Annotated in this window: 18 protein-coding genes; 9 read left to right on the forward strand and 9 right to left on the reverse strand. The window is 39.8% G+C overall.

The genetic code is table 11. The features are described 5' to 3' along the window. Positions 1-8: 8 nt before the first annotated feature. On the forward strand, positions 9-3,569 hold the full coding sequence (gene dnaE, locus PQG45_RS03515; protein ID WP_316070294.1) for a DNA polymerase III subunit alpha: 3,561 nt from the start codon (positions 9-11) through the stop codon (positions 3,567-3,569). A 68-nt stretch (positions 3,570-3,637) separates the two neighbouring features. Next, complete coding sequence (gene trxA / locus PQG45_RS03520) at positions 3,638-3,961, forward strand: thioredoxin (RefSeq protein ID WP_315576240.1); 324 nt, start codon at positions 3,638-3,640, stop codon at positions 3,959-3,961. Here trxA and PQG45_RS03525 read toward each other — a convergent pair whose 3' ends face one another. Further along, positions 3,962-5,161 carry an aspartate aminotransferase family protein gene (locus tag PQG45_RS03525; RefSeq protein ID WP_316070295.1) on the reverse strand — a complete coding sequence of 400 codons (1,200 nt, stop codon included), beginning with the start codon at positions 5,159-5,161 and terminating at the stop codon, positions 3,962-3,964. It abuts the gene before it with no gap. A gap of 79 nt (positions 5,162-5,240) precedes the next feature. Here PQG45_RS03525 and PQG45_RS03530 point away from each other — a divergent pair, with 79 nt between their 5' ends. After that, entirely contained in the window at positions 5,241-7,820 is a 2,580-nt protein-coding gene (locus PQG45_RS03530) for a DUF5686 and carboxypeptidase regulatory-like domain-containing protein (protein ID WP_315576236.1), read from the forward strand. A gap of 66 nt (positions 7,821-7,886) precedes the next feature. Then, complete coding sequence (locus PQG45_RS03535; RefSeq protein ID WP_315576234.1) at positions 7,887-10,067, forward strand: sodium-translocating pyrophosphatase; 2,181 nt, start codon at positions 7,887-7,889, stop codon at positions 10,065-10,067. 232 nt (positions 10,068-10,299) lie between these two features. On the opposite strand, the gene PQG45_RS03540 is transcribed toward PQG45_RS03535, so the two are convergent. From PQG45_RS03540 to PQG45_RS03550, 3 genes are all read right to left on the reverse strand, one after another. Further along, positions 10,300-10,866 (reverse strand): 50S ribosomal protein L25/general stress protein Ctc, encoded by a 567-nt coding sequence (locus PQG45_RS03540; RefSeq protein WP_315576232.1) that lies wholly within the window; start codon positions 10,864-10,866, stop codon positions 10,300-10,302. Positions 10,867-10,927: 61 nt separating this feature from the next. Further along, positions 10,928-11,869: a ribose-phosphate pyrophosphokinase gene (locus PQG45_RS03545; RefSeq protein ID WP_315576231.1), complete on the reverse strand. Its 942-nt coding sequence runs from the start codon at positions 11,867-11,869 to the stop codon at positions 10,928-10,930. Between the two features lie 71 nt (positions 11,870-11,940). Continuing rightward, positions 11,941-14,205, reverse strand: a complete 2,265-nt coding sequence (locus PQG45_RS03550; protein ID WP_315576229.1) for an aconitate hydratase — start codon at positions 14,203-14,205, stop codon at positions 11,941-11,943. Positions 14,206-14,376: 171 nt separating this feature from the next. Between PQG45_RS03550 and PQG45_RS03555 the strand changes: the two genes are divergently transcribed. The 3 genes from PQG45_RS03555 (at position 14,377) to PQG45_RS03565 (ending at position 20,161) form a co-directional block, all read left to right on the forward strand. After that, positions 14,377-16,665, forward strand: coding sequence for a DUF5686 family protein (locus PQG45_RS03555; RefSeq protein WP_316070296.1), 2,289 nt, complete (start codon positions 14,377-14,379; stop codon positions 16,663-16,665). Between the two features lie 109 nt (positions 16,666-16,774). Further along, complete coding sequence (gene topA / locus PQG45_RS03560; protein WP_315576226.1) at positions 16,775-19,267, forward strand: type I DNA topoisomerase; 2,493 nt, start codon at positions 16,775-16,777, stop codon at positions 19,265-19,267. Between the two features lie 3 nt (positions 19,268-19,270). Next, positions 19,271-20,161, forward strand: a complete 891-nt coding sequence (locus PQG45_RS03565; protein ID WP_316070297.1) for a bifunctional 5,10-methylenetetrahydrofolate dehydrogenase/5,10-methenyltetrahydrofolate cyclohydrolase — start codon at positions 19,271-19,273, stop codon at positions 20,159-20,161. On the opposite strand, the gene PQG45_RS03570 is transcribed toward PQG45_RS03565, so the two are convergent. Genes PQG45_RS03570 through PQG45_RS03590 form a run of 5 tightly spaced genes read right to left on the reverse strand, consistent with a single transcriptional unit; the run spans position 20,158 to position 24,375 of the window. Then, positions 20,158-21,066 carry a class I SAM-dependent methyltransferase gene (locus PQG45_RS03570; RefSeq protein WP_315576223.1) on the reverse strand — a complete coding sequence of 303 codons (909 nt, stop codon included), beginning with the start codon at positions 21,064-21,066 and terminating at the stop codon, positions 20,158-20,160. The genes PQG45_RS03565 and PQG45_RS03570 overlap by 4 nt on opposite strands. Beyond that, positions 21,066-22,685 (reverse strand): hypothetical protein, encoded by a 1,620-nt coding sequence (locus PQG45_RS03575; protein ID WP_316070298.1) that lies wholly within the window; start codon positions 22,683-22,685, stop codon positions 21,066-21,068. Before PQG45_RS03575 ends, PQG45_RS03570 begins: the two co-directional genes overlap by 1 nt. A 2-nt stretch (positions 22,686-22,687) precedes the next feature. Beyond that, on the reverse strand, positions 22,688-23,092 hold the full coding sequence (locus PQG45_RS03580; protein WP_315576220.1) for an EVE domain-containing protein: 405 nt from the start codon (positions 23,090-23,092) through the stop codon (positions 22,688-22,690). A 2-nt stretch (positions 23,093-23,094) separates the two neighbouring features. Next, positions 23,095-23,919, reverse strand: a complete 825-nt coding sequence (gene menB / locus PQG45_RS03585) for a 1,4-dihydroxy-2-naphthoyl-CoA synthase (RefSeq protein ID WP_316070299.1) — start codon at positions 23,917-23,919, stop codon at positions 23,095-23,097. Positions 23,920-23,922: 3 nt separating this feature from the next. Beyond that, complete coding sequence (locus PQG45_RS03590; protein ID WP_315576216.1) at positions 23,923-24,375, reverse strand: DUF2452 domain-containing protein; 453 nt, start codon at positions 24,373-24,375, stop codon at positions 23,923-23,925. Positions 24,376-24,458: 83 nt separating this feature from the next. Between PQG45_RS03590 and PQG45_RS03595 the strand changes: the two genes are divergently transcribed. Then, positions 24,459-25,499, forward strand: a complete 1,041-nt coding sequence (locus PQG45_RS03595) for an AMP-binding protein (RefSeq protein WP_316070300.1) — start codon at positions 24,459-24,461, stop codon at positions 25,497-25,499. Continuing rightward, a complete protein-coding gene (locus PQG45_RS03600; protein WP_315576212.1) occupies positions 25,500-26,273 on the forward strand; it encodes a hypothetical protein in 774 nt (257 codons plus the stop codon). Position 26,274: the final 1 nt, after the last annotated feature.

Raw genomic sequence — 26,274 nt, forward strand, 5'->3', positions numbered from 1 at the left:
TTTGATATATGCAATTCTCGCATTTACATAATCACTCGCAGTTTTCATTATTGGATGGAGCATCGAAAATATCATCGATGTTTAAAAAGGCGAAGGCTGATAACATGCCTGCCGTAGCCATTACCGATCACGGTAATATGTTTGGTGTATTTCAATTTGTTGCTGAAGCAGGTAAGCAAGGGGTTAAACCTATTGTGGGGTGTGAATTTTATTTGGTTGCCGATCGGCATAAGCAGGTTTTTACGAAAGAAGTTAAGGATAAGCGTTACCATCAATTGTTTCTGGCTAAGAATCCAGAAGGCTATCAAAATTTAGTGAAGCTTTGTTCATTAGGGTTCATGGAGGGTATGTATTCCAAATACCCGCGTATCGATAAAGAACTCGTTTTAAAATACCATAAAGGTCTTATTGCAACAACTTGTTGTTTAGGCGCGTCAGTACCTCAAGCTATTCTTCGTTCTGGCGAGGAGGAAGCAGAAAAGGAGTTTAAATGGTGGTTGGATTTATTTGGCGAGGACTATTACATTGAAGTACAGAATCATCATATCCCTGAACAACAGACAGTTAACGAGGTTTTGTTAAAGTTTGCCAAGAAGTATAATGTTAAGGTGATTGCTTCCAATGATAGCCATTATTTGGATCAAAAAGATGCCAATGCGCACGATATTCTTTTGTGTATCAATACGGGTGAAAAACAGGCCACTCCTACCTACAAAGATATTGATGACGGATCTGAGATGAAAGGCAAGCGTTTTGCTTTTTACAACGATCAATTTTATTTCAAGACAACGGAAGAAATGACCAAATTATGGTCTCATGTTCCGGAGGCTATTGATAATACGAATGAGATTGTAGGTAAAGTTGAAACCTTGAAATTGACCAAGGATGTGATGTTGCCGAATTTCCAGATACCGACGAATTTTCAATCGCAGGATGATTATTTGGAACATTTGACCATGGAGGGTGCAAAGAAGCGCTATGTTGATATAGACCAAGTGGTAGAGGAACGCATTCGCTTTGAATTATATACGATTCGGACGATGGGTTTTGCGGGTTACTTCTTGATTGTGGCTGATTTTATTCAAGCCGGCCGGGATTTGGGGGTTTATGTGGGGCCTGGTCGGGGATCTGCTGCGGGTTCGGTGGTTGCTTATTGTTTGGGGATTACCAATATTGATCCGATTAAATACAATCTCCTTTTTGAGCGTTTCTTGAATCCTGATCGGAAGTCATTACCCGATATTGATACGGACTTTGATGATGAAGGCCGACAAAAAGTTATCGACTACGTCGTAGACAAATACGGAAAGAATCAGGTTGCCCATATTGCGACCTATGGTACAATGGCCGCCAAAATGTCTATCAAAGACGTTGCACGTGTATTGGATTTACCCCTATCTGAATCTAATGCCTTAGCCAAACTGGTTCCAGAAAAGCCAAAAATTACCTTAGAGCGTATTTTCAATGCGCCTTTGAATGGAGATAAGAGTTTAGCAGATAAAGAAGGCTTAAATCCTGAAGAGATTGAGCAGGTCAAGCAATTGCGTCAGATTAAAGAATCAGGTGGCTTACCAGCAACGGTCATTGAAAATGCGTTGGTTTTGGAAGGTTCTGTTCGTGGAACAGGTATTCACGCGGCAGGTATCATCATCGCACCTTCTGATTTGACTGATATTTTGCCGGTAGCGGCTTCTAAAGATGTAGCCCTACTAATTACGCAATACGATGGATCTGTGATTGAGAATGCGGGTGTGATTAAGATGGACTTTTTGGGTTTAAAGACCCTGTCCATTTTAAAGGAGGCCGTTCGATTAATCAAGCAAAACCATGGCGTTACGATTGTCTTGGATGATTTGCCATTGGATGATAAGGCTACATTTGAATTATACCAACGAGCTGAAACGAATGGAACATTCCAATTTGAATCTCCAGGTATGCAAAAGCATTTACGTGATTTAAAGCCCGATCAATTCTCGGATTTAATTGCCATGAATGCCTTGTTCCGTCCAGGCCCAATGGTCTATATACCGAATTACATTGCGCGTAAACACGGTCGGGAAGCGATTGAATACGATTTACCAGAAATGGAAGAGTATTTGAATGATACCTATGGGATTACGGTTTACCAGGAGCAAGTGATGTTGCTTTCGCAGAAATTGGCAAATTTCTCTAAGGGAGATGCCGATGTTCTTCGTAAAGCGATGGGTAAGAAAGATAAGGCGACGATTGACAAGATGAAAGGCAAGTTCATGGAAGGTGGACAAGCAAATAATCATCCGGCCCCTAAATTGGAGAAGATTTGGACCGACTGGGAAGCTTTTGCACAATATGCCTTTAATAAGTCTCACTCGACATGTTACGGATTAGTAGCCTATCAAACGGGTTATTTAAAAGCTAATTATCCATCCGAATTCATGGCCGCGGTTCTTTCGAATTCTCTAGGGAATATTGAAAAGATTACCTTCTTCATGGATGAGTGTAAGCGTATGGGAATTCCTTTATTGGTTCCTGATGTGAATGAATCGTCTCGTTCTTTCGCGGTTAATAAAAAAGGGCATATTCGTTTTGGTCTAGGAGCTATTAAAGGCGTGGGGGAAGCTGCCGTTGATGCGATTGTAGAAGAGCGTACCAAAAATGGCGAATATAAAGATATTTATGATTTTGTTTCTCGGGTCAATGTACGTCAAGTGAACAAACGCAGTATGGAGTCGTTGGCTTTAGCGGGTGCATTTGATTGTTTCGCAGAGGTACAGCGTTCGCATTATTTTGCGATGGACGATGGCACGACGTTTATTGATAAAATTGTACGATATGCTTCTCGCATGGCAGAATTGAAGGCGGAAGCAACGCAGTCTTTATTCGGTGATTTAGGCGCTGGTACAGGCAATGATATCGCAAAGCCTCGTTTACCCGTGTCAGAGACCTGGTCGGTTATGGAGCAATTAAAGAATGAGAAAGAGGTTGTTGGGGTCTACATTTCGGGACATCCACTGGATGAATACAAGGTTGAGATTCAAAACTTCACTAATTCGACTGTTTCACAATTGGATTCCAAACCCGGTGCGGTTCAATCTGTAGCAGGAATAGTTACAAAAATGAATGTGCGGACATCTGCTAATGGAAATCAGTTCATGATATTTACCTTGGAAGATTATTCGGGTAATTATGAATTTGCGCTCTTTGGGAAAGATTACATCGAGTTTGAACGGTTTATTGGTCAGGACCGGATGTTGTTTTTACAAGGTTCTTACCAACAAAAAAACCGCTACATGGAGCAGATGGTCTTCAAGATTCAATCCATCGAATTACTTTCAGAGGTTTTGGAAGAGCGGACGAAGGAAATGAAACTTTCGCTTCACCTAAAGCACTTGACTCCGGCTTTGATGGATAATTTATACGATGTACTGGATCGAAACAAAGGGAACAAGAAATTAGTTATCGAAGTGTTTGACGAAGAGGAGAAATTGCAAATGGATTTTTTATCGCGTAAAATGCAAATTCGCATTGGAAAGACTTTAATTGCTGATTTAATTGATTTAGAAAAGGTAGGGTTTCGATTAATTTCATAAAATATTTGTCGGGAACTTATTCTTATACTTGAATTGTTATAATTTTGAATTTTAAAATAAACTAGCACATGGGAAAATATGTAGAGGCAACGGATGCCAACTTTCAAGAATTAATTAGTGGACCAACACCCGTATTAGTCGATTTCTGGGCTGAATGGTGTGGACCTTGTAAAATGATCGGGCCAATTGTAGAGGAATTAGCGGGAGATGTTGAAGGTCAGGCGGTTGTTGCAAAAATGAATGTAGATGCTAATTCAGCTGTACCTGCATCCTTGGGAATTCGTTCGATTCCTACGTTGATGGTATTTAAGAATGGCGAAATGGTTGAGCGTTTAGTAGGTGGGAATATTCCAAAATCAGTTTTGGCTGAAACCCTTTTAAAGCACGCTTAATTAGCTTTTATAGACTTTATCCATGGCTTGTAACAAAATGTTGCAAGCCATTTTTATTTCATCTAATGTGATCACCAAGGGTGGTGCAATGCGTAAGGAATTATCGCAAAAAAGAAACCAATCGGTTATTAGTCCATTGAGAATACAGGTGTCAATTACTGCTTTAACCGTTTTGAAATCTTGCATTTCCACAGCAATCATGAGGCCTACTCCCCTAAAATCTTTGATGATGGGGTGAATCAATAATTCCTTGAAAAGTTGGTGCTTTTCTTCAATCTGGTCTAACAATCGATTATTTTGAATGTAGTTTAGGGTAGCTAAAGAAGCTGCACATGAAACAGGATGTCCTCCAAACGTTGTAATGTGACCTAAAACGGGTGCATATGAAAGTGTTTGCATCAACGATTCATTTGCTAAGAAAGCTCCAATGGGCATCCCCCCTCCCATTCCTTTAGCACTAAGGAGAACATCTGGAACGATATCCATGGCTTGAAATGCCCAAAAAGTTCCTGTTCTACCAAACCCTGTCTGAATTTCATCGAGAATTAATAAGCAACCCACTTCAGTACAACGCGCGCGCAGGGCTTGAAAATAAGCCTTCGAGGCCGATCGAACACCGGCCTCCCCTCCTACGATTTCAATGAATATCGCAGCAGTTTTTATGGTTATTTGATTTAAATCATCAAGATTGCCATGTTGAATATGCCGCACGTCCGGTAATAGTGGTCGGAAGCTATTTTTGAATTGTTCGTCGCCTGCAAGTGACAAGGCACCTTGAGTTGCTCCATGGTAGGCGTTGTGACAAGCGATAATTTCCCGACGTTTTGTATATCGTTTGGCTAATTTCATGGCCCCTTCCACCGCTTCAGTACCTGAATTCGTAAAATATACTTGATTCAAGCTACTTGTATTTGTTGACTTAACTAAGGCTTCGGCTAATAATACTTGGGGACTCTGAATGTATTCACCATAGACCATAAGATGCATATATTGATCTAATTGATCTTTAATGGCCTGCACAACTTCAGGATTACGATGCCCGACATTCGAAACAGCAATACCTGAAATGAGGTCGATGTATTTCTTGTCATCAACATCTGTTAAATAGATGTGTTCCGCCGACTTAATCTCCAATGCCAAAGGGGCATCGGACGTTGGCGCCATGTGTTTCTGAAAAAGTTGTCGGTGTGTAAATCCCATATTTTCTCAAATTTACTGCCTTTTATTAAATTATCAGTTTTTAACATGGTCTATTCCTATAATCTTCGAATCTTGCAGCATGAAGCTACTGTTACTCTTATTTTTACTTCCGGTGACATTAATAGGTCAATCCCTGCAAGGAAAGGTGATTGATTCCCGGAAAGATGCTTTGGCATTTACCTCAATTTGGGTTGAAAATTCAAATCAAGGAACATTAGCCAATGAAGATGGCAACTTTGAAATTCGGTTAAAGTCGGGTAATAATAAATTGGTTTTTCGTCACGTAGGCTATGCACCTCAAGCCATTGAGTTAGATTTAGGTTTGGATGAGAAGAAACGAGATTTTGTTGTTGTCATGCACGAGCAGGCTGTATCCTTGGAGGAAGTTAATATTCGCGCATTAAAGGAGGATCCTGCCATTGGAATTATGCGACGGATGATTTCCATGGCTCCGTTTCATTTAAAAGAACTTAATGCTTATCAAGCAAAAGCGTACGTAAAAGGTGGAGGAAAGATCACCTCGATAACAAAATTGGCTGATTTGGCATTTGGAAAACAATTGGAAAAAGATGCCGGAATAAAAGTTGGACGAACCTATGTTCTTGAAGGAGTAAATCAAGTGGAATATAAACGCCCCAATCAAGTGAAGGAGAGGGTAATTTCCAATCGCAGTAATTTGCCTTTGGCCATGAAAACGGCAGATGCACCTAATTTACGTGCGACGCAGACTAATTTTTATCAAGCTAAGGTCTGGGGTGCGTTGATATCTCCTATTTCGCCACAGGCATTTCAATTCTATAACTTTGGCTTTTTAGGAAGTTTTACACAGGCTGGTAAAACGGTAAGTAAAATTCAAGTGCGACCGAAGTCATTTTCAGTTGATTTATTTGATGGGGAAATATTGGTCGTGGAGGATACGTGGAGTATATATTCCTTGCGTCTACATTTTAAAAATAGCAATGGAAATTATACTTTAAGCCAGCAGAATGCTGAATTTCAAGGTGTTTGGATGCCAGTTAGCTATGAAATGCGGGCGAATATGCAAGCATTAGGGTTGGGATTTAGTGTCAATTATGTGACACAAATTAAGTCATATCAAATTCAAGTGAACCCTGCATTTTTGGTAAAGCCGCAAATTATTGAAGAGCGCTTGGATAAATCTTTAGCCAAAGAGATAGATAGAACACCCGTGAAAGACGCTAAAAAAGCGTTAGAAGGTGAAATTACACGAAGAAAATTAAAGCGCGTATTGAAGAAAATAGCCAAAGAAGAGAAAAAAGTCGACACCTTAAGGCAGGAAGGAATTAGTAGTGTTTATGAAATGAAGGTGGATTCGCTTGCCGATAAGAAATCAGATGAATTTTGGAACGAGGCACGTGAAGTACCATTAACAGATGCGGAAATTAAAGGCTTTAAAGAGGCAGATAGTTTATACGTTTTTGAGAGGGCTAAATTGACGAAGGATTCTTTGAATTCAATACCTAAATTTAATGCAGCTCAATTGTTTTTCGGTAAACGATATAATTATGAGAAGAATGGTCTTGGAAATTCACTTACACTAGGCATGTTTGGTGGAGGGTTTACACCTGTGGATGGATTTTTCTTAAATCGTGAGTTAAGCTTTAATCATCAAATTTCAGAAACCGATTATATTCGAATAGGCGGAAATGCACGTTATGCATTTATTCGAAATGTGTTAAATGGAGATTTATCATTTGAGCGAAAATCCGCGGGAGGTCGCCAATTAGTAAATTTTAGTCTCGGATCTCAGTTGGTGAATTTTAGTTCTGCAAAAACGATGCCATTAAATCTGAACTCAAGTACGGCACTTTTTAATTCTACCAGTTATTTGCGTTTTTATGAAAAACAATTTGTTCGATTATCGTATCAGTATCAAATACGTGCTCCTTGGCAACTTTCGGGGGAATTGGAGTATCGACAAAGAAACGCTTTAGAGAATGTGGTAGAACATGGTTGGTACCAACAAGAAAAGCGATTCCTTCCTAATTATCCGGTATCATCAGAGCTAGCGGACACCCGTTTTAATCGTCATGATCAATGGAGTTTGGGAATGCGTATTGTTTGGCAACCGGGAGCATCATGGCGTTTGGTTAATCAAGTCAGACGTTTAAATCAACCAGTCAATCCTTTAAAGGTACAATTGGAGTCTCAATTCGTTTTGGGATCGAAGGGATTTTCGAAAGTAGGATTGCAAGTTGATCAGACCATCAACTTAAATCGCTTGGGAAGTTTGGCATATCAAGTTCGATATGAGGATTATTTTGTTAAGCCTCAGTATTTTATAGACTTTACTCATTTTAATGGGAATGAGATAACGATTATATCGAGTCTGCCTTTTGGTTTTAGTGCCTTGCCTATGTATCAATTTAGTACAGCAGAGCGCTCATTGGTTTTTCACGCGAAATGGAGCCCTCGTAAATTTATCTACACGCAAAGTCAGTGGTTCTATTTATATGGAATCCGAGAACACGTGCGCTTTAGTGGATTGAATAAGGGTGAAATGAATTTGAAGAATGGATATTATGAATTTGCCTATGGTCTACAAGGTATTTTTAAAGCATTTGGCTTAGAGGTAGCTAAGCCGTTAGGAAATTGGGTGCCCTCCAAGTGGAAAGTTTCGTTAACCATGCCATTTTAGTTGGAATTCTGCCTCAAATCCCCTTAATTGTGCTAAATTTTTATGAAATAATCTAAATCTTTATTTATGAATCAAATTATTTACTTAGTACCTGCTTTTGGTATAGTAGGATTGCTGTATACAGCATGGAAATTTAGTTGGGTATCGAAACAAGATGCAGGAAATGACAAGATGCAGGAACTATCAGGATACATTGCTGATGGTGCGATTGCATTTTTAAAAGCAGAATGGAAAATATTAACCTATTTTGCTATTCCTACTGCAATACTATTAGCTTGGTTAGGTACTCAAACAGGAACAGCAGAAAACCCAATTCACTCTTCACCTTTAATTGCGGTGGCTTTTTTAATCGGAGCGATTTTTTCTGCAACAGCAGGTTATATCGGGATGATTGTTGCTACGAAAGCCAATGTTCGTACTGCAGAAGCAGCTCGGACTTCCTTAGCTAAAGCTTTGAACGTTTCTTTTACAGGAGGTTCTGTTATGGGTATGGGCGTTGCTGGTTTAGCGATCTTAGGATTAGGCGGATTATTCATCGCTTTTTATCAGATTTTTGCGGAAGGAAAAGCCTTGACATCTGTCGAGATGAAAACAGCGATCGAGGTATTGGCTGGGTTCTCATTAGGAGCTGAATCAATTGCTTTATTCGCACGTGTTGGTGGTGGTATTTATACGAAAGCTGCTGACGTTGGTGCAGATTTAGTTGGAAAGGTTGAAGCTGGTATTCCAGAAGATGATGTTCGTAACCCTGCAACTATCGCGGATAACGTTGGTGATAACGTAGGTGACGTGGCAGGTATGGGTGCTGATTTATTCGGATCTTATGTTGCTACGATTCTTGCAACGATGGTTTTAGGTCAGGAAATAGCTGTAACAGATAATTACGGTGGCTTCTCCCCTGTTTTATTACCTATGTTAATTGCAGGAGTTGGTTTAATTGCTTCTTTGGTATCTACTTTCTTTGTTCGTATTTCGAAAGAAACAGATTCTGTTCAGAATGCGTTGAATTTAGGAAACTATACTTCGATTGCGATTACGTTTGTTACTTCTTACTTCTTGGTAACGAATATATTGCCTGAGAGCTTAACACTTCGTGGAACTACATTTTCAGCCATGGATGTGTTTTATGCGATTATTGTAGGATTGGTTGTAGGTACATTAATGTCAATCATCACGGAATACTACACAGCCATGGGTAAGCGTCCCGTGGATTCCATTGTTCAAAAATCAGGTACAGGCCATGCGACGAATATCATTGGTGGCTTAGCTGTAGGTATGGAATCAACTGTATTGCCAATTTTAGTATTAGCAGCTGGTATCATTGCATCTTATCATTTTGCAGGTATCTATGGTGTTTCTATTGCAGCAGCAGGTATGATGGCAACAACAGCCATGCAGTTAGCTATTGATGCGTTTGGTCCTATCGCAGATAATGCGGGTGGTATTGCTGAAATGTCTCAATTACCATCCGAAGTTCGTGATCGTACGGATAATTTGGATGCGGTTGGAAATACAACAGCGGCTACGGGTAAAGGCTTTGCGATTGCTTCGGCTGCGTTAACATCATTGGCTTTGTTTGCTGCATTTGTTGGTATTGCTGGGATTGATGCAATTGATATTTATAAGGCGGATGTATTAGCAGGTTTATTTGTCGGTGGCATGATTCCATTTATCTTCTCTGCTTTGTGTATTTCTGCTGTTGGTAAAGCTGCGATGGAAATGGTTAATGAGGTTCGTCGTCAATTCCGTGAGATTCCAGGAATTATGGAATATAAAGCTAAGCCAGAGTATGAAAAATGTGTGGCTATTTCGACAGAAGCTTCTATTCGTCAAATGATTCTTCCGGGAGCTATTGCTTTGACAGTTCCAGTGATTGTTGGTTTTACGATGGGACCTGAAGTATTGGGTGGTTTATTAGCTGGTGTAACGGTATCTGGTGTATTGATGGGTATTTTCCAATCAAACGCAGGTGGTGCTTGGGATAATGCTAAGAAATCATTTGAGAAGGGTGTATTGATTGATGGTCAAACCTTCAAGAAAGGTTCAGAGCCACACAAAGCTGCTGTAACTGGAGATACTGTAGGTGATCCATTCAAAGATACCTCAGGTCCTTCGATGAACATCTTGATTAAATTGATGTCAATCGTTTCTTTGGTTATAGCTCCTTACATTCACGTGGGTCCAAATGCTTCACATGCAAATGTGAAAGCTCCAGCACCTATCGTGAAGATGGTTGCGAAACGTTAATTGATTTTAAGCGATTCTCATCATGGAGAATCGCTTACTATAAAAAAAAAGCCATCTGTCAAATGAGACGGATGGCTTTTTTAGTTCTATCTTAATTTTGTATCATTAAAATGGTATCGAATCGTTTTTGTGCTTAGCCTGATTATCGATCTTGATAATTAATACCATAAAAAAGCCATCTGTCATTTGACGGATGGCTTTTTTAGTTCTATCAGAAATTCCTCAATGAGAATTAAGCAGTTAATTTACCTCTTAATGCTCTTGGGATATCAATTGTTGCAACTGGGTTAGAAGCTGGGTTTAAGATTTCGCAACCTTCAACTTTCAACTTGTTAACTTTTACAGTTTGACCTAAATCAAGGCCAGAGATATCAGCAGTAACAAAATCAGGAATGTTAGCTACTAAACCACGTAAAGATACTTTACGTAATTTTTGTACCATTTTACCCCCTTTGATAACGCCTGGAGAGTTACCAATGATTTTTACCGGAACGTCAATTTTGATAGGTTTTTCAGCAGTGATTTCTAAGAAATCAACGTGAAGAATCATTTCGTTTACTGGGTGATATTGAGCATCTTGCAAGATAGCACGGTGAATGTCACCTTCAATGTTCAATTCTACTTCGTAAACATCTGCAGAATATAATAACTCGCGGAACAAGATCATTGGAACAGCGAAATGCAATTGCTCTTTACCACCATATAATACACATGGAGCTAGTGCTTCTGCACGTAAATCTTTTGAACCTTTTGTACCTAGTGTAGCGCGCTTATACCCTACGATTTCTAACTTTTTCATTTTGTGTTTGTTAGTGTTTCCAGTCTTTCGCTCGAAGGCTATCCCCTGAAAACGGTTGAAATTAATATTTAATAAATAATGAACTGATAGACTCGTGATCACGGATACGTCCGATTGCCTTTGCAAATAGCTCAGCTACGGATAGTACCTTAATTTTGTCGCATGTTTGTTTCTGAGGAATGGTATCAGTCACCAATAATTCAGTTAATACTGAATTAGAAATGTTTTCATACGCTTTTCCAGATAAAACGGGGTGAGTTACCACCGCGCGAACTGAATTTGCACCCTTGTCCATTAATAATTGAGCGGCTTTGCATAAAGTACCACCTGTATCAATTAAGTCATCGACTAAGACTACATCTGCCCCTTTCACATCACCAATTAATTGCATCGAAGCAATTTCATTGGCACGTTTACGGTGCTTATCGCAAATAACCATCTCCGCATTGAAGAATTTGGCCATGTTACGTGTACGTACTACGCCTCCCACATCGGGTGAAGCGAAGACGATATTTTGTAAATTCAAAGATTTCAAATAAGGAACAAAAATGGCATTTCCTTCTAAGTGATCTACTGGAAAATCCATGAACCCTTGAATTTGACCTGCATGCAAATCAATCGTCATTAAACGATCTGCACCTGCTGCGGTCAATAAATTGCCAATTAACTTTGCTCCAATTCCTACCCGTGGACGATCTTTACGATCTTGACGAGAGTAACCAAAATAAGGGATAACGGCAGTCACATAGTGTGCTGACGCTCTTCTTGCGGCATCAATCATCAACAACAATTCCATCAAGTTATCCGCCGTAGGAAATGTAGATTGAATGATAAATACATCACAGCCGCGAACTGACTCATCAAAACTAGGTGACATTTCACCATCTGAGAATCGTAATGTGGTAACAGCTCCTAAATCCTTGCCATAATACTTAGCAATTTCCTTTGCTAGGTAATTGGATGCAGATCCGGAGAAAATTTTAACTGCGTTAATCGCTGCCATGGTAAATTTTTAAAGGGCTTAATTATAAAAATTAAGGCGCAAAATTAGACATTTTACGCCTTAAATCAAATCTATTTTACTGATGCACGAATAATGTTCAAGGCACCACCTGCTTTGAACCATTCAATTTGTTGCGCATTGTACGTGTGATTCACAGCAAAACTGTCTTTTGAACCATCTGCGTGTACCAATTCAATCGTTAATGATTTCTCTGGTGCAAATGAACCTAAGCCAACGATGTTAATGCTGTCATTCTCTTGAATCTTGTCGTAGTCTGCTTCATTTGCGAATGTTAACGCCAGCATACCTTGTTTCTTCAAGTTGGTCTCGTGAATACGTGCAAATGATTTAACTAAAACCGCACGAACACCTAAGTGACGAGGCTCCATTGCCGCATGCTCACGAGATGATCCTTCACCGTAGTTAGTATCTCCTACTACGATGGTACCAATTCCCGCCGCTTTGTAAGCACGTTGAGTTGCTGGTACTGCGCCATATTCGCCTGTCAATTGGTTCTTAACGTTGTCCGTTTTCTCATTAAAGAAATTGACTGCACCGATTAACATGTTGTTCGAGATATTATCTAAGTGACCACGGTATTTCAACCAAGGGCCTGCCATCGAGATATGATCTGTTGTACATTTTCCTTTAGCTTTGATCAATAATTTTAAGCCTGATAAGTCAGTACCTTCCCAAGCTGCAAATGGATCTAATAATTGTAGGCGATCTGAAGTTACAGAAACTTTCACTTGAACACCAGAACCATCAGCTGCCGGTGCTTGATAACCCGCATCTTCAGCTGCAAAACCTAATTTCGGTAATTCATCTCCTGAAGGAGCATCCAATTTAACTTGCTCACCTTTTTCGTTTGTCAAGGTATCTGTTAGTGGATTAAATGTTAAATCGCCGGCAATCGCTAAAGCAGTTACCATTTCGGGTGAAGCTACAAATGCAAATGTGTTTGGATTTCCATCGGCACGTTTTGCAAAGTTTCTATTGAATGAGTGAACTATGGTGTTCTTCTCCGCTTTTTCAGCTCCTGGGCGTGCCCACTGTCCAATACATGGTCCACATGCATTGGAGAATACTGTCGCACCGATTGTATCAAATGTATCGATAAATCCATCACGCTCAATCGTGTAACGAACTAATTCAGAACCTGGTGTGATTGTGAATTGTGCTTTTGTTTTTAATCCTTTCGCTGCTACTTGCTTCGCCAAAGAGGCCGCGCGCGCGATGTCTTCGTAAGATGAGTTAGTACATGAACCGATCAAACCTACTTCAATTTTGGTAGGCCAACCATTTTTCTCAGCCATTTCTTTCATTTTAGAGATAGGTGTAGCTAAATCTGGTGTGAAAGGTCCGTTCAAATAAGGTTCTAATGTATCTAAATCGATTTCGATTACTTGATCAAAATATTTCTCTGGATTTGCATATACTTCAGGATCTGCTGTCAAGTGCTCACGTACTTGGTCTGCCATGTCTGCAACATCTGCACGACCTGTCGATTTCAAATAACGAGCCATTGAATCATCGTAACCGAAAGTTGATGTCGTTGCACCAATTTCAGCACCCATGTTACAAATAGTTCCTTTACCTGTACATGACATCGAAGTAGCTCCTTCGCCGAAGTATTCAACCACACATCCTGTACCACCTTTAACCGTTAAGATTCCTGCTACTTTTAGAATTACATCTTTAGGAGCTGTCCAACCGTTTAATTTTCCTGTTAATTTAACACCGATCAACTTAGGGAATTTAAGCTCCCAAGCTAAACCAGCCATCACATCACATGCATCTGCACCACCTACGCCAATCGCGATCATACCTAATCCACCTGCATTAACTGTATGTGAGTCAGTACCAATCATCATACCTCCTGGGAAAGCATAATTCTCCAATACTACTTGGTGAATAATACCTGCGCCTGGTTTCCAGAATCCGATACCGTATTTATCTGAAACCGATGACAAGAAATCGTAAACTTCTTTATTTTTATCTACAGCTACTGCTAAATCCGTTGTTGAAGCAACTTTTGCCTCAATTAAGTGATCACAGTGGACAGTTGATGGAACAGCAACTTGCGGACGACCTGCCTGCATAAATTGCAACAAAGCCATTTGGGCTGTTGCATCTTGCATCGCAACACGGTCAGGTGCGAAATCTACATACGAGTTTCCACGTGCATAAGCTGTAGAAGGTGTTCCTTCCCATAAATGGCTGTAAAGGATTTTTTCAGTTAACGTAAGCGGCTTACCAGTTAATGCACGAGCTGCTGCGATGCGAGCCGGCATTCTTTCGTAAACAGCTTTAATCATTTCAATGTCAAAGGCCATGTTAATAATTTTTATATAAGAAATTGCTCGCAAAATTAATAGATTCGCTTGAAAATTGCCAATTTTGAAGGCTATGATTTCCAAGCATTTATATTTTATTGAAATTTGGCAATCGTTTCCCTGTTAAATAATGTTTTTGGCTCCTTTATTAGCCAATTAAGCCTATTCAATTTGAAAGTTATTCATCACTTGTTTTTCATTTGTCTCTTGTGTACATCGCAATTTGTGTGGGCACAAATGAATGATTTTCAAGCGGTTGTTGATCTTGCCATCACAAAAGCTCCCAACCATGCAGCTCAAATAAGGCACCTTCAATTTGATGTGGAAATTACCGAAAAGGGACGTTTTGACCGTTTTCCTTGTGTAGGAAAACAACGTCTTCAAAAATTGGAGGGGATTAAGATTGGTCAATGGTACGGTAAACAAACGAATTCACATGTTTATTTGGGTGCGATGAATCAAATGATTCATCATGTTAAATCTGTCCAAGGCAATCAAATTAAGTATCCGCGCCCTACCCTATTTTTCTGGTCCGATTTTTATCAAGATTTTGTTGGGACCCTATGTGTCTCCCCGCTAAACTTTCATGCAAGAAGTTATTATCAATATACGTTTAAACAAACATTTCAATTACAGGGTCAAGCAGTCTATCAATTTACGGTTACACCGAAAATGAAAACGGATCGTTTATTCACCGGTATATTGACCTTAAGCCAAGAAGGAATGTTCGTTGGCTTTGATGGAACTGTCGAATCCGATGCTATCGATTACCGCATTCATATTCAAAATCAATACAAATATGAAAGTTGGCTGCCACGCATGGCCAATTTCAACGTCAAAGGTGGCGTCTTAGGTATAACAGGCGAATATGAAATAGAGGAAAATGTGCAGGGTGAAATTCAATTTTGGCAACCTCGTGTACATGAATTTGAAAATTCGAATAAAATTAATGAGGTACTCAATATTTCAGAACGTGCATTTGATGAAACGTACGTAAGCCAATTGTTAGCCAATTTACATCAAGGTTTAATTCGGAAATGGAAACAGCGGCCTCAATCTGCCCTTCAGGCTGTTGATTCGATAATCATTGAACCCGTGCAACGAAAACAAGCCCTGCATTCGGCATTTTTTCCTGCACCTTTAGACTCATCAAGCATTGCCTATTTTGATACATTGCGAAAGAGTCCATTCCGATTAGACCAATTGATTTTTAGTAAGTCCTTTTATTTTGGTAAAAAACGGGCCGACTTTTATCCTTTTGAAATCTATTATAAATCACCTGTGTTCGATTCTAATTTTAATACCGTCGAAGGTTTTGTGTCGAATGCCGCTTTGGTTTTTCGGAAACGTTGGGCGCGTTACCATTGGTTGGAAACAGAGGTTTTAGGGCGTCGTTCGTTTGGACTAAATCGGAATACAGGTTACATCAAGTTGAGGTACAAAACGGAAAATTTTGATATTTCTGCCTCACAAGGGGATTATGTCGCACAATATAACCCTGATAATACGATATCGCCCGAGATGAATTCGTTGTCAACGTTGTTGCTGAAAAACAATCAAATGAAAATATATCGCAAACAATATTGGAATATATCCATGTTAAAGCGATTCTCATCTCGATTATTTATGAAAGCATCTGCTGAGTCAGCGTTTAGATCGCAAATGGATAATACGACAGGATATCATTGGGTTAATTTTTTAAATCGGACATTCAGTAGCAATAACCCTACAAATGATGAAAGCAACAAGGAAGGATTTGATAATCATCAAGCTTTCATTACTCAATTTACCTTGGGTTTTAGACCATTTTTGACTCAATCCTACTTGAATTCGACGCGACAAAGTGATTGGGGATCTTCGCCATTAATTCAAATCAAATACCGTGCTGGATGGCCTGAGGTTTTCGGATCTAAGGTAGATTTTCAAATGCTAGAATTTTCTTATGTTCAGAACTTAGCCCTTTCACCTTGGGTAAAATCTGGATTTATATTAAACTCAGGTACTTTTTTCGGTCGATCACCGGAATATTTTTTGGATTACAAACACTTTAATGGAGGTTTGAATTTGATTAAGACGGGTGATATGTTAGCTTCTCACCGCCTCGTTGGCTATTATCAGAATTTTACCTCAGGGGCTAATCAACGCTTGAATGTCAACCATTATGCCTATAGTACTTCGGGAACCTATTTAGAGGCTTTATCGCAATTTCAGTTTTCTAATTTGTGGCTAAAACCGATTTTAGGTACTAAGAAAGCCTATGTGAAAGAATTACTCATTGCGAATGCCGTTTATCTGCCCAAACAGAAATTGTTTTATCAAGAGTTGGGCTACGGTTTGGATGGGGTAATTAAGGTATTGCGTTTGGAGGCGATTGCCAACTTCTCCAATGGTCAATTTAATTACATTGGCTTTCGGGTAAATATCAATTCGCGTATTCGAATAGGTAATATTCCAGAATAATATAATTATTTAGATTTTTTTTAGTGCTTTCGCTTTAATTGTTAACAAATACATTTTAAGCGACTATATTTGAGGTCATTTCGAAAATTTAACCTGAAACATTTATCTGATGGCAAAAAATTTGGTCATAGTTGAGTCCCCCGCAAAAGCAAAAACGATAGAAGGTTATTTGGGTAAGGATTTTATTGTAAAATCTTCTTTCGGTCATGTGCGGGATTTACCTACCAAAGGTGATAAGGTCATCGACGTGGATAATGATTTCACGCCTACCTATGTTGTTTCCGCGGACAAGACACAGGTTATTTCGGAATTAAAGAAGTTGGCGAAATCTTGTGAAGAAGTTTGGTTAGCGACTGACGACGACCGTGAGGGAGAAGCTATTTCGTGGCATTTAAAAGAAGCCTTGAATTTAAAGGATAACACAAAGCGTATCGTATTTCGTGAAATTACGAAATCTGCCATATTAAAAGCGATTGAGCAGCCCCGTGCCATTGATATGGATTTGGTGAATGCACAGCAGGCGCGTCGGATCATGGACCGTTTGATTGGATTTGAACTTTCCCCGGTCCTTTGGTCTAAAGTACAAAAAGGTTTATCAGCGGGCCGTGTTCAATCTGTCGCTGTTCGCTTGATTGTTGAACGTGAAAAAGAAATTGAACAACATGCCAGTATCGCAACATTCAAAGTAAGTGCGCTATTTGATCTACCTGGCAAAAAGGTATTAAAGGCTGAATTGGCTAAGAATTTTGCCAAAGAGGGTGATGCTTTGGAGTTTTTGAAAAAATGTGTGGGTGCTACATTTTCGATTAAGAGTTTAGAAACTAAACCAGCAAAAAAGACCCCTGCTCCTCCTTTTACCACCTCTACCTTACAACAAGAAGCATCGCGTAAATTGGGATATGCTGTGGCCACAACCATGTCAATCGCACAGAAACTATATGAATCAGGTCGTATATCTTATATGCGTACGGATTCAACCATGTTATCACAAGAAGCACGAGATAAGGCTAAAGCTGCGATTGAATCGAATTATGGTGAGAAATTTCATCATGCTCGTCAATTTAAAACGAAATCGGATAGTGCTCAGGAGGCTCACGAAGCCATCCGTCCGACGGATTTTGGTATGTCTACCCTATCAGGTGATTCTAGAGAACGTAAGTTGTATGAATTGATTTGGAAGCGTTCAATCGCATCGCAGATGTCAGATGCTTTATTAGAAAGAACAACGGCACAAATTGAGATTTCTACGACCACAGAAGTATTGGTGGCACAAGGTGAGGTGATTGCTTTTGAAGGATTCTTAAAAGCCTACCTAGAAGGTAAAGATGACGAAGATGAGGATGAAAATAAAGATATGTTGCCTCCATTGTCTGTGGGCCAAGTGCTCCAGCTAGATGAATTGAAGGCACAGGAACGTTTTTCACGTGCCGCTCCGCGTTATACCGAGGCGAGCTTAGTGAAGGCTTTAGAGGAAAAGGGAATTGGTCGGCCGTCAACTTATGCGCCAACGATATCTACGATTATTAAGCGTGCTTATGTGGAGAAGGAAGATCGTGCAGGAAAGGAAAGAACATATCAAACTTGGACCTTAAAAGATGATGAGATTGCGGGTGTAAAGGCAACCGAAATTGTAGGTGCAGAGAAGTCAAAGTTATTCCCTACGCATATTGGTACGCTTGTCACTGATTTTCTAGTTGAAAATTTTCAAGAAGTTGTCGATTATACATTCACCGCTGAAATGGAGAATGAATTTGACCACATAGCACAGGGGAAATTGCCTTGGGTTAAGTTGATGAAGGATTTTTATGGTTCATTCCATAAAACAATCGAGGACAGTAAAAGCATTGCACGAAGTTCTGTCGGTGGTGGTCGTGAGTTAGGTGTGGATCCTGAAACAGGAAAGAAAATATCGGTTCGTTTAGGAAAATTTGGCCCATTTGTTCAATTGGGCGAGTCGGGTGAAGAGGATAAGCCGGTTTTTGCCAATTTAGCCAAGCACCATTCGATTGCAACTTTGAGTTTAGAAGATGCGATTGCCTTGTTGGCCCGACCGAAATTACCACGCGAAATCGGTATTTTGGATGATAAGCCCGTTGTGATTGGTGCCGGTAAATTAGGGCCCTATATCAAATACGATGGTAAATTCACAAGCCTTCCAGAACCCAATGATCCTTTTACGATTGAATTAGATCAGGCTGTATTGGTTATGCAGGCGGCATTAAAAGCGGCTGAATCGGCTGGATTAGGCTATTTTGAAGATCAGTTGATTGAAACGGGAAAAGGTCGTTTTGGTCCTTATGTGAAACACAATGGTAAATATATTTCGTTAGGTAAGACAGACAATTTGACTTCATTGACTCAAGAGCGTGCGATTGAATTGATTTTGGCTAAACGTAATGCTGAAGCGAATAAGATGATTAAGGAATTTCCTGAGAATGCAGCGATTAAGGTCGTCAATGGCATGTATGGACCTTATATCCAAATTGGAAAGCGGAATGTGAAAATTCCAAAGGATCAAGATCCTGCAAGTTTAACTTTGGAAGATTGTATTGCATTAGGTGATGCAGCTCCCGCTCCTAAGAAGACAACAAGAAAAAAATAAGATATGAGTCAGATTATTGATGGAAAAATGGTCGCTGAATCCATGAAAGCGTCTATTGCGAAGGAGGTTCAAGAATTAGTTGCATCAGGTAAACGTGCTCCCCATTTGGTAGCCATTCTTGTGGGCAATAACGGTGCTTCTGAAACCTATGTCGCGAATAAAGTAAAATCTTGCGAAGAATTAGGGTTCGCTTCTACCCTATTGCGTTTTGACCCATCTATTTCGGAAGCAGAATTATTACAAGCGGTCATTGATGTGAATAATAATCCAGATATGGACGGTTTAATTGTTCAATTACCTCTTCCCAATCATATTAACCCTGACCGAGTGATGGAGACGATACATCCTTCAAAGGATGTCGATGGTTTCCACCCCATCAACATTGGTCGGATGGCCAAAGGACTCCCAGCTTATATTTCTGCTACGCCGCAAGGGGTATTGGATTTATTAGCTTATTACAACATTGAGACCGCAGGAAAGCATTGTGTGGTTGTAGGACGTAGTCAAATTGTCGGATTACCTATGTCAATTTTGATGCAGCGTAACCATCCGCAAGGAAATTGTACAGTTACGTTGACGCATTCACGTACCGCTAATTTGGAGGAGATGTGCCAACAAGCCGATATTATTATTGCGGCTTTGGGTAAACCCGAATTTATCACGGCTGCATATGTGAAACCTGGTGCGGTTGTTATTGATGTGGGTTTAACGCGCGTAGAAGATGCGAGCAAGAAATCAGGATTTGCCTTGAAGGGCGATGTAGATTTTGAATCGGTATTCCCAATCTGTTCTTACATCACCCCTGTCCCTAAGGGCGTAGGACCAATGACCATTGTTTCTCTAATGAAAAACACCTTATTAGCCGCCAAAGGAGTTATTTACCCCAAAAACTAAGACGTATACAAATAGCGATGGAAAACTCCCAATGGGAGTTTTTTGTCGTATTGGTCGTTCAGGTATAATTCGCCCGATTCCGCTGTTTCAGGCACATTGAATATTCCATTGACCAAGTTTTCTACCACTAAGGTGGAGAAGCCTAAGGAATAGACGTTTGTTAACAAAATGTGTTCTTTCGGATCTAGGATTTCTTTCACAGAACGCAACATGTCGTCTATTTGCTCTTCTAATACCCATTTTTCACCGTCTGGTCCCCGGCCGTAGGCAGGTGGATCTAATAAAACCCCTTGGTAGAAATTACCTCTTCTGGCCTCTCTTTTGACAAATTTTAAGGCATCTTCTGCCATCCAACGGATAGAATCCAATTCAGAGACTTCCATGTTTTCGCGTGCCCAAGACAATACAGGTTTCACAGAGTCTACGTGTGTAACATCTGCTCCCATTTGGCGACAAACCAAACTTGCACCTCCTGTATAGGCAAATAGATTTAAAATCTTTGGTTTGGGATTACTTAATAATGGAATGTTTTTCGCTAAGAATTCCCAGTTGGAGGCTTGTTCAGGAAATAAGCCTACATGTTTAAAAGATGAAAGACTGATTTTTAATTTTAAGTCTAATTTCTCTGACTGGTATGGAATAAACCATTTGTCCGGTACCCCTTTTTTGATTTCCCAAACTCCGCGTTCTGTACTGCCCTTTTCTTTCTTAAAGTGAGCGTTTGCTTTGAGTGCCCAAAACTCCTCTGAAAGGGATTTAGACCATAAGGCTTGAGGTTCTGGTCTGCGAACGACAAACTCACCAAACTGCTCTAATTTTTCAAAACCGCCCGAGTCGATTAATTCGTAGCTTTTGCCCCAATTTTGAGGTGTTTCAATGGCGATAGATTGGTGATGATTTGACATTAAGGATTAAATTGAATTTTGTTTAAATAGAAAACGGTACGTTTCCCTTCTGATTGGTTAACAATATTTTGTGTTCCGTGCGCTAAGAAATAGGTGCTATACCAATAGGTTAAATCGGAATCTGCTGATTTCTTTACTCGATCTCCTTCTAAATTGGTTTCAATAGCCAATGTGCTTTCGACTTCTTTAGTTCCTTGTTCGCTGATGATTTTTGAAACGATTTGGTTTTCGCGGCTATAGCTTAAAATAATCTGATCCTGCTGAACAGATGTTTTAATTTTTTGAATGAGTTTTGGCTCTTTCATGTCTTGCAAGGAAACACAATGATCCCACAATAAATTTCCTTGTGCATCTAATTCTGCGATGACAGCATGCGTATAAACCCAACCGTCAAACTGCTGTTGGTTCCCATAATAATTGTACCCTCGATATCCCCATGGGCTATAATAACTTGAAAATGGCGAATATAGACCGTAGTTTCCATAACCCCATCGGTATGGATTATACATCATGCTCCAGGGAGAATAAAATCCTCCGAGTGTCGTCATTCCGGGAAATAATCCACCACCATATGGGCCAAAATTGTTGTATTTGTAGTCAGGATAAAAGGCTTCTGCCACGACGATATAGTGATCACCCTTGCGGATGATGTCATGCATCAATAAACGGTAATCCAAACGCAAGTCCTCCCCTTTTTCTTCTTTGTCTTTGATTCGTTTGGTTTGACGCTCTAATTGTTTCGGACTTAAAAATTTAAAGAAATTGTTGAATTTAGTAAAACTCGTATAGCTAGAATTAGCCACTTCACCATCTAAAAAGGATTGAAAATAGAGTCCTTGTGAACTAGGTCCCTTGGAAGAACCCACTGTGTTTTTATGGCCATATGTGCCTACTACGACTTGCAGGGAATCATTTATCTGAGTCGATTTGGCATTCATCATCGCAAATTCATCATTGGGCTTCATTAATACCTGACTGACTTGATTACCATCTTCGTCAAAGGATTTAAGGATGAGTTGGTAATCTTTGGCCTTTTTACCCACTGAATAGGTGACGTTGATTTGTTGATATGCGGTATCTAAATCCATCGATTGAATCTCAGCTTGTCCCTTCACAATGGCAGGAAGAATGCGAGTCTTCTTTTCGTTTAGATTCGTGAATAATATGACGGGTTGCGAATTAACCACGCCAGCAATAAATAAGGAGGCGTTCAAGGCTTTAAAATTAGATATTTCAATTCGGTCAACGGAAATAATTTGATACTTATCCACTTTTCCTTTCTCCGTATTTACACGAAATATGACGTAAGAATTACTCTTAAACCGACTAAATAACAGGTATAAATCGTCTCCGTCGTAGCTATGCGTTACGTAATCTTGATTCGAATCTATGTTGGCATTCGTGGACCATTCCTGTTCTAGGTTGGTCGAAAACTTACGGAGATTGAATGCTTGCTTGTTTAATTGACTTAGGAGAATGACACCTTTACTGCCGATAGGAATCGTAAAGGTTTCAACTTGATTTGATTCTTGTGGGAATTCAACACGTTTATTCGTCTGACCATTTACCTGGGAAATGGTTATAAATACGACAATAAGAATCAAAAAAGCCTTTTTCATGTTTATTCAGTTAAACTTAGAATGATGTCAAATTCTGCTTTTTGAACGGGGGTAACGGATAATCTAGATTGTTTGATTAATGCAAGCGAACTTAATCGATCGTCTGCTTTCATCGCTTTGAGCGTTACTGTTTTTGGGAATTTTTTAATTGGTTTAAGTTCTACAACAACCCATCTTGGATCTTCAGTTGTAGGGTCTTGATAAAATTCCTTGCTAACTTCTGCTAAGCCTACAATCTCCACGCCTTCGTTTGAATGGTAAAAAAACACCCAATCGCCCTTTTGCATGGCTTTCATATTATTCCGTGCTTGGTAATTACGCACCCCGTCCCAAACAGATTTCCCTTCTTTAACGAAATCATCCCAAGAATATTTGAATGGTTCAGATTTTACGAGCCAATAATTCATCATTAAGGGAATTTAGGGAATTTTGAGAAATCAGGTTTGCGTTTTTCTAGGAATGCATTTTTACCTTCTTTCGCTTCATCGGATAGATAATACAATAATGTCGCGTTACCTGCCAATTCTTGAATCCCTGCCTGACCGTCTAGTTCGGCATTGAATGCCGATTTCAACATGCGCAAAGCCAAAGGACTTTTTTCTAAGATTTTCTCGCACCATGCCACCGTTGTAGCTTCTAATTCTTCTAAAGGAACCACTTTGTTGACTAATCCCATTTGAAGTGCATCTTGTGCATCATATTGATCGCAAAGCAACCAAATCTCACGCGCTTTCTTTTGACCTACTACTCGAGCTAAATACGATGCACCGAAGCCTCCATCAAATGAACCTACATTAGGACCTGTTTGACCAAAACGAGCATTTTCTGCTGCAATGGATAAATCGCAAATGACATGTAGCACGTGTCCACCACCAATGGCCCAGCCTGCAACCATCGCTACGACGGGCTTAGGAATTGTTCTTATTTGACGTTGTAAGTCTAAGACATTTAAACGCGGCACGAAATCGTCTCCAACGTATCCACCATCGCCACGAACACTTTGGTCACCACCTGAACAAAATGCTTTTCCTCCTTCTCCTGTTAAAATGATGACACCCACAGATGTATCTTGGCGGGCTAATTCCATTGCCTCCGACATCTCTTGTACTGTCAATGGAGTAAATGCATTGTGCTTGTGCGGACGATTAATTGAGATTTTAGCAATCCCTTTATATTGTTGGAATAAAATGTCTTTGTATTCCTTAATGGTTTTCCACGGCAAATTTGACGTCATAATTTATTGATTAGATTCTTCGTTGTAAGTAACATCCCAGGTATGGTCTGCTAATAAGATTACTTTGGCTAAATAACGGCTGTATTTAAAAGAACGGCCCCATTCATGCGGCGCAACAAGCGATAGTAGGTCAGTCCCATCTTCTTTTTCATACATGTAATAAGTCTCGGAAATAATAGGTTCAAAACCCATAGCAGCATCATAGATGCGTTCCGATATTTCTTTGCGATCGGCTAATAGTTTAGCTTGCTTGGCCAAAACCTCCATTTGCTCATAGAGTTGGTTCATTTGCCGATCCGTTTGTTGGCGCATCGCTAAAATACTCCTCCCCTTTGTTTTACCCGTATCCTCCGGTTTAATGACAGCTCCTCCTGCGGTATGTGCATAAGGTAGCAAGCCCGGGTTTTGGGCAACTTTGTCTGGATTGATCGGATTTAAAAATGGCTCTTCTTTCATCTACGCAAGGTTAATTGATTAACCTTCTATTAACTCACGAAATTAGAGAATGTTTGGTTAATTTTGGAATGATTTGACGATTTATGCAGCTATTTTCTCCCCTATCGGACGATTTGTTTGAACCTTCCTCGGAATTCGAGCGAGAGGTCCTTGCATTTTGTAGCGCTTGGAAAAGCGGGCAAAGCTCTTTCTTGTTTCATTCATCGGGTTCCACGGGTGTTCCTAAGCCTATTTGGCTGGATCGTAAAGCCATGGTAGCTTCCGCTCGAACAACGGGTGAATGGTTACAATTGAAACCACAAGATGTGGCTTTGGCCTGTTTGCCGGTTAACTACATTGCCGGTGCAATGGTCATCGTTCGTGCGCTGGTACTTGATTTGAGGGTTTGCCTCGTTGAACCTTCTGCCAATCCTTTATTAGATCTTGCTCCTATTTCGATTCAATTAGCTTCTTTTGTTCCGAATCAATGGCATGCCATTCTTGCGTCTGGGCTTGAATTACCTGCTTATTTCGCTCATTCAAAAGGAATTTTACTTGGAGGGGCTGCTTTATCAGATGCGTTGATTTTACGCAGCAAAGAATTGCCGTTTCCCATTTATGAAACCTATGGAATGACAGAAACGGTTTCACATATTGCTTTTAGGGCTTTAGGTGCATCTTCATTTCAACCTTTTAGCTCTGTTAACTTGCGTGTTGATGAACGAGGATGTCTGAAAATATCTGGCTTAGTTACCGGAAATGAATGGATTCAGACGAATGATATCATCACGTTGAATTCCGATGCTACATTCGAATTAAAAGGTCGATTCGACCGTGTGATTAATTCAGCGGGTCGAAAAGTGCACCCTGAGGAATTGGAAAAATTCATTGATGCGCAGTCTGATAAACCTGATTCATTTTTTATTGAGGCATTGGATGATGAAGTATTCGGCCAACAAGTATGTCTGTTTTTTATAGGGGATTGGTCAACTCAAATGCAATCGTCAATCGGTTCCTTACTTCGGAATCATTTCGAGTCGTGGCAATTGCCCAAACAATATATTCACTTAGATGAGTTTCAATTTACATCTTCAGGCAAAATAGATAGATTGAAATCCGTAGCTTTGTATCTTAAATCCATATAAATGAAACCAGCGCGTTTAGAAAAGAAATTTCAATTGTTTTATGAGAGTCCTAATAATGTTCCTGCACCGTATCATTTAGAAGCGGCCTTTACATTTGATGGATTTTTGTCTGATAATCCACACGTAACGGTTTCTATTCAATACATTGATCGGGATGATTTTTCGCGAGAAGAATTATTAGCTGAAGGTCTGAACGTTGAAGATCATTTCGAATGGTCAGGTGATTTATCTCTAGCCTGGCGCAACCGATTAGAAACAGCTTTTTTATTATTTCAATCAGGTTCTTGTAATCCGCGCGATGAAGAACCTTTTATCACCTTGGAAGCTGCTGATACAACCACAGCTGTGCCGATTAGTTTAGAAATTGAGGATACTTTGTTGCAGGAATTTATGCAGGCGATTTTAGAGGTTGCCGGGAATGAAATGCCCTTATATTTAGGTTTTCAGTTTATGGACGCCGATGAAGAATGGGTACGCATTGAGGGAGAAATGTCATTTTTTGATTTAAAATTTACCTACCGTACAGGCGGCTCAGAAGGTCCGATTCGTTTTACAGAACAATGGCAAGAATTGCAAGAATTGATGCAAGTTTTATTTATCGGTGAATTTACTTTTGAAAAAGGTGTAGAAGATTTAAAACCAAAAACGCAATTTGCTGTTTACCCTGGCGATGGCAAATGGTATGTTGCGGGTGATACTTGGTTTAGACCTTCAGGAAATAAAGGTTATTTTGATTTAATTGAAGATAAATTACGTGAATTGTTTACCATATAAG

The organism is Aquirufa regiilacus (assembly GCF_032470275.1).
Classification (GTDB): Bacteria; Bacteroidota; Bacteroidia; order Cytophagales; family Spirosomataceae; genus Aquirufa; species Aquirufa regiilacus.